The sequence below is a fragment of the Peribacillus sp. P4_C12 genome, from assembly GCF_056402095.1.
Genome location: NZ_JBFUIB010000101.1, coordinates 1 through 11,143 on the forward strand (window position 1 = coordinate 1; position 11,143 = coordinate 11,143).

Here is an 11,143-nt window from a genome sequence, read left to right on the forward strand (position 1 = left end):
GGGTTTTCACTTCCGGCATGAAAGGCGATACATAGACCCCACTTGATTCCGTATTGGACTCACCGGCATTCTCAGGTTCGGCTACCGCTACGGATTCATACTGCGTTTCCCGGAAGCTTATAGGTTCTGGCATAACCGGCTTCTCTTCCAACACGACTCGGTCTGCCTCTGTTTTCAATTCATGAACGGATCCGGATTGTACTGCTTGTCCAGACCCTGCTTCATCAGGATTTATTGTAGGTTTCTTTCCAAAAGAAACTACTCCTCTCTCTGAATCAGGGCTTTTTTTTTCCGCTATAATCTTATTTAGGTATTGAGTTTTTTCCCGATCCTGCTTAAGCATCATCACATTAAAAGGAATATGTTTTTTTGGGCGTTTAGGCTGTTCTTCCGTAATAGTCGCCGCTGGTTCGCTTTCTAAATCAATCACTTGACTTTCGACAGGTTTCTCGACAAATTCCGGTGTTGGTTGTATAACTTCTTCCTTTGGCGCTACATAAGCTTTGGTCGGTGTCGCTTCCACCTGTTCCATAATCGAAACAGCCACTTCCCGCCCAAAATCATCCTGATCCTGCTCGAAGGCTTTTATTTCTTCCACCTGTTCAGAAATAGGTTTAGAAGGCTCGCTTGCTACTTCCTCAAGGGGTGTTGTAGGCGCGTTTTTACGGAAATAAGCGGGAATCTCCATCTCTTCTTCCCTTTTTTCTTCCACTTGTTCTGGTACAAGAACAGAAGGTTCAATTGTTAATTCCTCATAGGCCACTTCTTTTGTGGTGTTAGGGATATACGCTGGAACTTCTGGCTCTTCTTTTTTGAGAACAGGTAGCTTGCTTTCTAATTCATACTCGACAATTCGCTCAGTAGTGACCATCTTTTTTTCTGGACGACGAAACCCATATATAGGTGAGGGGATTTCCGTCGGACGGAATGGAGTTTTCGATGGAACTATTTTGTTTGTTGATTCACGATCGGCGTTTCTATGCTTTGGTTCAGGTCCCCTCACAGGACTTCTAGCCTTGGTCACTTTTTCCTGCTTAGACTTAGGCTCACGCTTAGGCTCACGCTCTTCCCTCTTTCTTTCCCTAGGCTTTCTTCTATGCTGCTCTTGGTCAGGAATGAGAGGAAACTTAAATTGCCCTTTCGGATATTGAAACAGGATTTTTGTATCCGGATCATTCACCTGGGACATCTTCTCCACTGTTTGATTGTATTCTTTTATATCTTCTTTCCTTGTGTTTGTAAGCTTGGAAAAATCCATATTTTTTAATGTTTCTTCATCTAGCGGTTCATCTATAATAATTTCTTCAATCTCAATAATTTCCTCTGCTTGGAACCATTTCTTCATCTTATTTAGCCATTTCAAACCTATCACTCTTTCTACTATCTGTAGTTATGTAACTTATTCTACCAGTTATTTATAAAATATCGAGAGAATTTAAGCTGAATAGGAATTTGTATGTGCTTTTTTTATTTATTTGTACTTACCCTTCGATTTTCGCATAACTCTTATCCTATTAAACCCCTTTTGAAAAGAGTATAAACCTATTCTATATAAAATATCGTTAGCCCTTAGTCTACTATTTAAATAAAACACAGCTGTTAAATGATGTTTACAAAGAGATTAAGTTTTAATACAAACCATATCATTCCTGGTGAATTCTTCTAATTTTATTAATGTAGTGGCAAGATTCTACAAAACACCGTTCGATTAAACCGAACGGTGTTTTGGGGGTTATATAACTATTTTAGAAAAGTAGGGCTACAGTTGACTAATCTAATTCATAAAAACTACATACAACTTGCGCCACTGATTTGGCCGCAATCAGAAGCGCATCTTCATCGATATCGAATTTAGGATGGTGATTGAAATACACCTTCTCTACCCCTTTTGGTTTACAGCCTATGTAAAAGAAACAACCAGGCGTTTTTTCCGCATAATATGAAAAATCTTCTGATCCTGAGAACATTGGGAATTCTAAGACCTGCTTAATATCTGGGTCATTCATGTTTTGAAGGCTATTTTTCACAAATTCAGTCATTTTAGGATCATTATATAAAGGTGGATAATCCGGCATATATAAAAGCTCACACTGAACATCAAATTCTGTTTCTATCCCTTTAACAATCCGGTGTATTTCCTTGTTTATCAGCTGTTGGGTCTCCTCTGTCATATAGCGTACATCCCCTTCAATCTCTATCCGATCTTTTATGACATTAAAGCTTCCTTTTCCATCGAAAGAACCAATAGTGACAACACCCATATCAAAGGGGTTCAAGCGCCGGCTGATTACGGTTTGAACAGCTGTTACAAAATGGGAACCTGCAACAATAGCATCATTAGCCAAATGTGGGGAAGAACCATGGCCGCCTACACCTTTTATCCCTAACTTGAAATATGTCCTGCCAGCCATCGAATAGCCGCTGCGATACCCCACCTCTCCAGCTGGATGTGATGGGAACAAATGCGTTCCAAAAACAGCATCTAGATCATCTAGCACCCCTGATTCCACGATGCTTTTTGCACCTCCTGGCGGTACTTCTTCAGCATGTTGATGGATGATTTTAATGGTACCAGGAAGGGAAGACTTCAGCTGAATGAGGCAATCTGCCAAGACTAATAGATAAGCTGTATGTCCATCATGTCCACAAGCATGCATCACACCTTCATTTTTAGACCTAAATGGAACCTCGGTTTCTTCTAAAATAGGCAGCGCATCAAAGTCTGCACGAAGACCTATCGTTTTTCCTGGTTTCCCACCTTCGATTGTTACGATGATTCCCAATCCATTTCCAACATTCGTTTGAATGTCCACATCTTTTCCCTTATAAAAATCAATGATATATTGTGCTGTTTTTTCTTCCTTAAAGGAAAGCTCCGGGTTTTCGTGTAAATAACGACGAATTTGAATCATTTCATTTTTACGCATTTCTAACATGTTCATTAATTGATTTTTCATAGTTATTGTCCCCCTTTATATATCGGCTTGATAATTATGTGAAAAGAATATTAATTAAGGAATGTTCCTTTCGTTCATACATCGGAATGTTAACGAATTTTCTTAAAGAAACTTATAATAGTTTAAGAACTCTGTGTATACCAAAACCATAAGAGCAATGATTTTTAATTTTTGGGTTAAGCAATTTGTTTTATTCGGTTCATCTTAAATCCGAATAAGTACATCCTGGCAGCATAAAAACAAACTACCTAACAGTTTCGCTTTAACTCTTCACACTTCCTTCTTTTGTAATAGAATGATTAAAGTCCCTTTTCATCTTTTATCTATTATTACTCTAAACTGATGCTTCCTCTGTTCCTAGCTTGTTTGAAGATTGTCTGGGAAATAATTCTGCGAATCTCTGATATAAGTTTGCTTGGTATCAAATTTAAGGGAAATTAAATTAATACTTTACATTTTAAATGTCAAATCCTCTATTAATGTACAATCAGTGTAGCGAGTATCATTCAACTAAAGGATTGAATATTGGGGGGCAATTTATTGTATAGTCCAAAATGGAGCAAAGCAAAGAAACGGTTATATGATCTTCTATGTGAGACATTGCGCTCGAGAGTGGATTTTCAAGTTATCAATTACCGTAAAGCTCATGATCAATTAGGCAGAGCTGTAATTACCGTTGATAAAGTGGAAATATTGAGCATGTGTACAATTACAGCTGCAAGAGAAGAATTTTATAGAGAACGTGACATACGAGATAAATCTAATCAGTATGACTTTGATGATGTACCCAAAAATCGGGCCTTACAAGATCAGGCTCAAAAAATACTAAAAGCAGATGGAATTTATGGTCAATATGATTTTTACTTTGCATTAGAGGAATACTTTAACTCACCAATTGAGGAATTATTAAAGTCTTCGGATGTTTTGATTAACATTCTTTGTCTATTAGATCGTCGTATCGGAAAAAGAACATGAGCTTATTCAATATTTTTTATAAACTACGCTGCGATGCAGAAAATATAAAAATGAACCAATTTATTTCATCTGGTATAGCGGTAAAAAAATAGCCATAAAACATTGTCTCATAAAGCACATAAAAAAATAGGACCCCTGACGAGCTGGAATTTTTCCATACTTGCAAGGGTCCTTATATTTTGTGCATTCTGCTTTATTTATTGTTCACGCTTTTTGTTTTTACCCAAAATAAAGATAGGCTCCAGCTCGTCTTCTTCGTACAGGAAGGATAAAGCAGTAATCGGTACGTGGCCACTGGCAAAAAAGCTCATCGCCATTTGAGCGAGCACATCATACCCAGTATTATTCTTCACATCTGCAATGATAATGACATCCTGATGAGGAATCGCCACTGCCATTGTTCCCTGAATTTTGTCCTTCATTTCTCGAAGCCATGATTCATTAAGGATTCTGCTTGCGTCGTAGCCATCATTTGTGTTCAAAAAGTAAAATGTATTATCCGCAACGATATCCGACTTCATTTCTGTTGAGAGGGAACGGACATTGAAACGGGCAATCTCCCGGATTCGGTCCCCCTGCCAGTTTTCCCGCTGAATCATTTTTTCATCAATCAAACRGTAGGTTTTGCCTAAGTCCAGTGCATAAAAGACACGTGTTTCGGCCGTATGCTCATCGAATAAAAAAGGGTTTCCTTCTTCCGATTCCATTGGAAAGGACGTCGAACGAATGACTGGGAAAATGAATTTCTCCTTGCCTTCCATGCTGTGTTCTTCCCCCATTACATTCAGACCCTCTTCCACGTAATAGGCAACTTCATCGATGGCTTTTTCCTGAACGTTTTCATAATTAGCTAGCACCGGTGGCAATTCGACGGTGATACCTTTACCCGTTTTCACATTTTCCACCCGTAACGTATCTTTCTTGCTATCGAATTTAAACGTGCGATTATCGTCTTTTAAACGTTCTTTTAAGATGTTTTTCAGCTTCGTGCTATCCATTTTCAAGGTTGACCCTCCTCTTCATTGAAAAATCCCCAGCGAGAAGGGGATTTTGATTATAATGCTTGAATGAATTCTTCAATTTGTTCTTGTGTTTTACGATCTTTACTCACGAATCGGCCAAGCTCTTTGCCATTATCATAAGCGATAAAACTTGGTATTCCGAATACATCATTGGCTACACAAACATCGATGTATTTATCACGATCTACATAAATGAACGTAAATTCAGGAAATTTCGCTTCAATCTCCGGCATTATTGGTTCAATCACACGGCAATCTCCACACCATGTCGCTGAAAAAAGAAAAATATGTTTGCCTTCATTTTTTAATACATCATATTGTTCTAAAGTCTGTAAATTTTCCATTTTTATATTCCTCCAGCTCTAAATTATTATCTTAATTTTTTATAATTCCATCATACCAGACTCTGCATAAATCAACCATTAATACGGATTAGAGTTGAATTACTTATTAAAAATATTACTAACTCTTAATAATTCTCCAGCAAATAAAAAAACTGATTGCTGTGAATCACAGAAATTCGAAGAATGTAAAATCGATACAAGGCCAATCTATTTCCTTTACTAAAACAGCCTCTAAAGACCTTGTCGTATTACCGCAAACATATCAAAGGTTAAGCTGCGAAACGCATCTAATATCAGAACAATCATCAGAAACTTCCGAAGAGGTTAGTACCTCGAGCAAAAATCAGTTACTAGCCATTACCTAAGTCAACGAAGCTCCTTCCGAACTATGTTTCTTTGCCAATGGTATAAAGTTTCACCTTTATGATAACGAAGCCTAATAAGTGAAAGCCCGGAATGATACTTCCGAGCTGTTCCTTATTTTTGAGGCACTGATGAAACGATTTCCATCATTTGTTTTGCATCGTGTTTTATTTGATCTTTATCGGTTTCAGTTGTCAGCTTGACTCCACCGATCCCTACCGCAAGCTCATACTTATCTTCCGCTAACTCTTTTATTGTGATAAACCCAAATTTATCATCATTTTGAAAGGAATGCAGCACCAAATATTTATCCCCCTGTTCTTTAATCGCCAGAAATAATACGGAGCTGTCTTCATTTTCATTTGGATTCACAAATAATATATAAGCCTGATGATCACTTTTTAAGATCAAATTATTATCATGTTCTTCTTCTACCTTAAAATCCTCTGGCAGATATACCTGAATGAGACCCGCCTCTATATTTGGCTGTTTCTTATCGTCACGAAATGCCAATTCTGCGACCTTAACTGCTTTATCAGTTTGCCTTTCAATGCCCGAGCAACCAACAACAATCAGACTGCTCATTAACAGGAGAATAAGAATTTTATTAATCGATAGAGCCATCGTCATTCCTCCAGCCTTCTCTTTTCCTAAAGATTGATTACAGAATACACTCTTATGCATACTATTATCCTTATTTATGAAATTCATCCATTTTCTCAAAACATGATACAATGAAAGCAATTTATATACCAAGGGGGAACAATTATGAAATTAACTGTTTATCTTGCTGGGGAAATCCATTCAAATTGGAGAAGTGAATTAAGAGATAAGGCAATCGCCTTGAAACTTCCGTTAGAATTTGTCGGACCGATGGAAAACCATGAACGTTCCGACAATATTGGAGAAGAAATTTTAGGAGTACAGCCCACCCCGATTTTGAAGGATGCGGCCGCTTCCCAAATTAACAATTTACGGACAGGTCTCTTGATGAAACAAGCCGACCTTGTCGTCGCACTTTTTGGTGAAAAATATAAACAATGGAATACTGCCATGGATGCAAGCACTGCCATCTCTCTAGGCAAACCGCTTATTTTGATTCGTTCGGAATCCCATCACCATGCTTTAAAAGAAATATCGGAAAAGGCGAGTGTCACAGTCGAAACCGTGAACCAAGCTCTGAAGGTGCTTTCTTATATATTTGAAGATGGATTGTGAAATCTTCCATTTGCCTGAGACTATAGTTTTCCGACAATATACACCATATTATGTAATAGGTACATTAATGCATTTTAAGGTATTAATAAAACGCGGATAATCTAGCACCAAAGTTCCTTCAAAATAAAAAGCTTGTAGGGAAATTAAACTAAACTTTCTCTACAAGCGAAAACAAATATAGTAGACCTTACTCTTCTATCTACTTAACAGGAATCCAAATCTCTGAGTAGTAATCAGGGTTTGAAGCATCATCGTCTGTATATACTTCCATTTCAGGAGTTCCAGCATGTTCAAAACCGCTTGTAGGAAACCATTCCGAAAAAATTCGTTTCCAAACTTCTTGAATAGCATCTGGCATTGGTCCGTGAACTTCAAATATAACCCATTTGGAGGCCGGAATTGTTAGGCTTGAATACCCTTCTGGCACTTGACCGTCATACTCTGTCGCTATCCAATAATCCATAGTCTCATTTTGTTCCAATATTCGTTTGTCAACACATACTCCCAGTAGCCCTTTTATTTGGCCATTGTTCAACTTCCCTAACTGATCGTCGGTTCCATCCGAATTCACTTTGTCCCAAAGCTTTGGAATTCCAATTAAATTTTCTCCATTAACTAATGAAAACTCTCGCTTGATTCCAATTAATTGAAAGGAATCTCTTTCAATAATATTGTATTTCATCGGTATTTCCCCTTTCAGAATTACCTGTATTACCAGGCGTTCATAGAATGTCAGCTTCCCAATATACTTTCGTGCTTCACTTGGAGATACTCCATGCTGCCTTCGAAAAGCCTTTGAAAAAGCCTCGGGAGTGTCATAGCCATACTTGTATGCTAAATCAATGATCTTGCAATTTGTGCGTGATATCTCCTGAGCAGCTAAAGTCAGCCTTCGACGCCGGACATATTCACCAACGGATATGTCCGTTAATATGGTGAACGTCCGTTGAAAATGAAAGGCTGAGGCATTCGCTTGTCTGGAAATACTTTCAATGGTTAGGTCATCAAGTAAATGCTCCTCCATATAGTTGATTGCCTTTTGGATTGATTCAACCCATCCCATACCACTCACTCCTTGTAATCTATTCTAGCAACCCGGTTAACTTAAATCCTGTCAATTTCTGCTTTGTTGTGACTGTCTTCTTTCTTCACCTATCTTTTCAGTCAATCCCTTCAAAGCAATCCTTTACATTTGGCACATCGATGGTATTATGGTTAAACCCTATAAAACCAGTGTGTCACTAACTTTTAGATGGCTTTCAAAAGGTCAAAATAGTTAAATCAAAAGCCATTAACAGAATCTCACTTTTGCATTTTTTTCTTATACTCGTGTTGACCTGCTAGCATTCTCATAATATGAAGGAACATTTCAGCTCGAGTGATTTGCTCATTTGTAAACACTCCGATTGCTCCTTCTTTTTTGCTAATATTCGCTTTCTTAGTGAAGTCGTCCATGACCGGACCCAACTCTTCACCGTTTAGTAACCGTTCAGCGACAATTTCCGGGAGTGGAATTCTAGCTCCACCGGCTATGTAGATCTCTCCATCCTTCGTAGCCATCGCCCCCCAGTTGCATACGAATAGGCCGTGATTCATTTTTACGACACCGCCTTCAAGACCGATTCCGATTTCGGCATCGCTTTGGCTCAAGCAATTTTGGGCGCGCGTTATCGCTCCATTCATTGTTTCCTCATCAGAAAATGGCTGTTCCGAGACCCCGCTTTCTACTTGAAGTGAAATGATTTCAGCTTCTTCGTAAACGTCAAACACTGCCTTTACTTTCGCCGGATTTTTACTACCTACTGCTATTTTCAAAATAGTTACCTTCCTTCTATGTAAAAAAAAGCTGCTAGAAAAGGATACATGACTGCACCCCTTCCCATTTCAGCTTCCTCTATTAGCCGTTATTTTTTAATGTCTCAAATGTCGTTTTATCACATGCACGAACTAATTTCCCAATCAGTTCACGAGCTGCCGCATAATCATCAATATGAATCATGGACGCATGTGTATGAATATAGCGCGAACAAATGCCAATCACGCCACTTGGAATACCTTCATTTGCAATATGGACTTGCCCGGCATCCGTGCCGCCTTGGGAAACAAAATATTGATATGGGATATCATTAGATTCAGCAGTATCAAGGATAAATTCCCTCATGCCGCGATGTGTGACCATCGACCGGTCAAAAATACGGAGTAGGGCTCCTTTTCCAAGCTGGCCGAATTCACTTTTACTGCCTGACATATCGTTTGCTGGACTTGCATCTAGGGCGAAGAAAAGATCAGGTTTGATCATATACGCTGCTGTTTTTGCACCACGCAATCCTACTTCCTCCTGTACCGTTGCTCCGGAGTATAAGATATTTGGTAAAGTTTCATCTTTTAAATCTTTTAACAACTCAATCGCCAGTCCACATCCATAACGATTATCCCATGCTTTTGCAAGAATTTTTTTCTCGTTAGCCATCGGTGTGAAAGGACATATCGGTACAATCTGCTGACCTGGTTTGACACCAATTCTCTTCACATCTTCCTTATCATCTGCTCCGATATCAATCAGCATATTTTTAATGTCCATTGGTTTTGAGCGTTGCGATTCATCTAACAAATGAGGCGGGATCGAACCAATGACGCCAATAACCGGTCCGTTATCAGTGATGATTTCAACTCTTTGCGCCAAAAGTACCTGACTCCACCAGCCACCTAGAGTCTGAAAGCGGAGCATTCCGTTTTCTGTTACCGAAGTGACCATAAAGCCCACTTCATCCATATGTCCAGCAACAAGTACAGTTGGTCCTTCTTCATTCCCTCTTTTTACACCAAAGATTCCACCAAGGCGGTCTTGAATAATTTCATCTGAATATTTTTCAAGCTCACTCTTCATGAAACTCCGAACAGCATGTTCATTTCCTGAGGCACCTGGTAATTCTGTCAATGTTTTAAAAAGCGCTAAAGTCTCATGATTCATCTTTCTACCCCTTAACTATGTGTTATTTATTACTATTTTACAGAACTTAGAATAATGTTACACTTGAAAGTTCTAATTTATCAGTTAATGGTTAAAATTTCAAATTATTAGTCAAATAATAAGTTCTTCTGTATACTAGAAAGCGTGATGGAAAAAAAGCAATGGAGGAGAAATTCATGAATTGGAAAACGTTTTTACTAGGTACTGTAGCTGGGTTCGCTGCCGGCTATGCGACAAAACAAATTTTGGATCAATCAAGTAATCCTTCTCCGGATAAAGTGTTAGCCCAAGTGAAGGAAACAGTCAAAAAGGACGGAAACATATATGGCTCATGGATTTTGATGAAGCCGGAAAACTACAAAAAAAATAATTTAGACTATGAAGTGTATAAAGGCGGCATTACTAGAAACACAGAGGGAAAACGCGAGCAATTCGAATTTGTAGCGGATGCCTCTACAGGAACAATTTTGGAGCTTAATGCGCAAAACGATTGAAACAAAAAGGAGGTCGTCAAAATGACGTCCTCCTTTATTGTTATCCTTATCGCTTTCGTTTCAGTTCAGCCGTTATTTCTTTACCCGTTTCATTCCATTTTATGGCACAATAGTGGGCATCATGATAAAAGCTATACCACGACCCGTTTTCCAGTCCGGATTTCATCCACTTTTCCTTCGCCTGGATGGAGGTCATTGGGTAATCATCGTAAGCGAGTACCCAAAGTACATTCGCATGGGCATGTGTCGGCATAATATCAGCCATATGAATCAGCCTGTCCAAACCATCTTCAATGATGATAATCGCATGTCCATCACTATGTCCGCCGGTATGAATCATTTTAATGCCTTCAGTGATTTCTTTCTCTCCATTAAACGGGCGAACAAGTGAAGCAACAGCTTCCCAGTTTTCTGCCCAATATGTACTTTTTGAACGAATATTCGGGTTTTGCATTTCATTCCATTCAATTTGAGTCGTAATAATTTCTGCGCGTTCGAAAACAGGAACCCAAGCTTCACCTTCACGTTTCGTCAATCCGCAGGCATGGTCGAAATGCAGATGAGTCATTAAAATGTAATCGATATCATTTGGTTGAATCCCAAGCTTACCTAAATCCTCAATGAGTTGGGATTCTTCCGTTACCCCAAAATTTCGTTTTTGCTTGTCATTCATCTTCCCGTTACCAATTCCGGAATCTATAAGCATATTTAATCCATTTGCTTGAACTAAAATCGGATCCGTCCGCAACTCAATCTGGTTATTTTCGTTAACCGGATACTTCTTGGACCAAAGCGGTTT

Annotated in this window: 11 protein-coding genes and 1 pseudogene; 3 read left to right on the forward strand and 9 right to left on the reverse strand. The window is 38.7% G+C overall.

The window, feature by feature from the left end:
• Nucleotides 1–1,363: hypothetical protein (locus AC1DUW_RS14240; protein ID WP_477642794.1), on the reverse strand; the 1,363-nt coding region annotated here is incomplete at its 3' end.
• Between the two features lie 406 nt (nucleotides 1,364–1,769).
• Complete coding sequence (locus AC1DUW_RS14245) at nucleotides 1,770–2,957, reverse strand: M20 family metallopeptidase (protein ID WP_053347330.1); 1,188 nt, start codon at nucleotides 2,955–2,957, stop codon at nucleotides 1,770–1,772.
• Between the two features lie 525 nt (nucleotides 2,958–3,482).
• Here AC1DUW_RS14245 and AC1DUW_RS14250 point away from each other — a divergent pair.
• Nucleotides 3,483–4,024: pseudogene (locus tag AC1DUW_RS14250) on the forward strand (SF0329 family protein).
• A 105-nt stretch (nucleotides 4,025–4,129) separates the two neighbouring features.
• Here AC1DUW_RS14250 and AC1DUW_RS14255 read toward each other — a convergent pair.
• The 3 genes from AC1DUW_RS14255 to AC1DUW_RS14265 form a co-directional block, all read right to left on the reverse strand.
• Entirely contained in the window at nucleotides 4,130–4,936 is an 807-nt protein-coding gene (locus AC1DUW_RS14255; RefSeq protein WP_477642795.1) for a DUF1444 domain-containing protein, read from the reverse strand.
• Between the two features lie 50 nt (nucleotides 4,937–4,986).
• Nucleotides 4,987–5,298: a thioredoxin family protein gene (locus tag AC1DUW_RS14260; protein ID WP_053347331.1), complete on the reverse strand. Its 312-nt coding sequence runs from the start codon at nucleotides 5,296–5,298 to the stop codon at nucleotides 4,987–4,989.
• Between the two features lie 477 nt (nucleotides 5,299–5,775).
• Nucleotides 5,776–6,345: a hypothetical protein gene (locus tag AC1DUW_RS14265; protein WP_477642796.1), complete on the reverse strand. Its 570-nt coding sequence runs from the start codon at nucleotides 6,343–6,345 to the stop codon at nucleotides 5,776–5,778.
• 84 nt (nucleotides 6,346–6,429) lie between these two features.
• Here AC1DUW_RS14265 and AC1DUW_RS14270 point away from each other — a divergent pair, with 84 nt between their 5' ends.
• Nucleotides 6,430–6,879 (forward strand): YtoQ family protein, encoded by a 450-nt coding sequence (locus tag AC1DUW_RS14270; protein ID WP_056529456.1) that lies wholly within the window; start codon nucleotides 6,430–6,432, stop codon nucleotides 6,877–6,879.
• 199 nt (nucleotides 6,880–7,078) lie between these two features.
• On the opposite strand, the gene AC1DUW_RS14275 is transcribed toward AC1DUW_RS14270, so the two are convergent.
• The 3 genes from AC1DUW_RS14275 to AC1DUW_RS14285 all read right to left on the reverse strand — a co-directional run bounded on the left by AC1DUW_RS14275 (nucleotide 7,079) and on the right by AC1DUW_RS14285 (nucleotide 9,850).
• On the reverse strand, nucleotides 7,079–7,942 hold the full coding sequence (locus AC1DUW_RS14275; RefSeq protein WP_477642797.1) for an AraC family transcriptional regulator: 864 nt from the start codon (nucleotides 7,940–7,942) through the stop codon (nucleotides 7,079–7,081).
• A 239-nt stretch (nucleotides 7,943–8,181) separates the two neighbouring features.
• Nucleotides 8,182–8,694, reverse strand: coding sequence for a DUF84 family protein (locus AC1DUW_RS14280; RefSeq protein WP_053347335.1), 513 nt, complete (start codon nucleotides 8,692–8,694; stop codon nucleotides 8,182–8,184).
• A gap of 82 nt (nucleotides 8,695–8,776) precedes the next feature.
• Nucleotides 8,777–9,850: a M42 family metallopeptidase gene (locus tag AC1DUW_RS14285; protein ID WP_053347336.1), complete on the reverse strand. Its 1,074-nt coding sequence runs from the start codon at nucleotides 9,848–9,850 to the stop codon at nucleotides 8,777–8,779.
• 176 nt (nucleotides 9,851–10,026) lie between these two features.
• On the opposite strand from AC1DUW_RS14285, the gene AC1DUW_RS14290 reads away from it, so the two are divergent.
• Nucleotides 10,027–10,344: a PepSY domain-containing protein gene (locus AC1DUW_RS14290; RefSeq protein ID WP_053347337.1), complete on the forward strand. Its 318-nt coding sequence runs from the start codon at nucleotides 10,027–10,029 to the stop codon at nucleotides 10,342–10,344.
• Nucleotides 10,345–10,390: 46 nt separating this feature from the next.
• Here AC1DUW_RS14290 and AC1DUW_RS14295 read toward each other — a convergent pair.
• Nucleotides 10,391–11,143: MBL fold metallo-hydrolase (locus AC1DUW_RS14295; RefSeq protein ID WP_477642798.1), on the reverse strand; the 753-nt coding region annotated here is incomplete at its 5' end.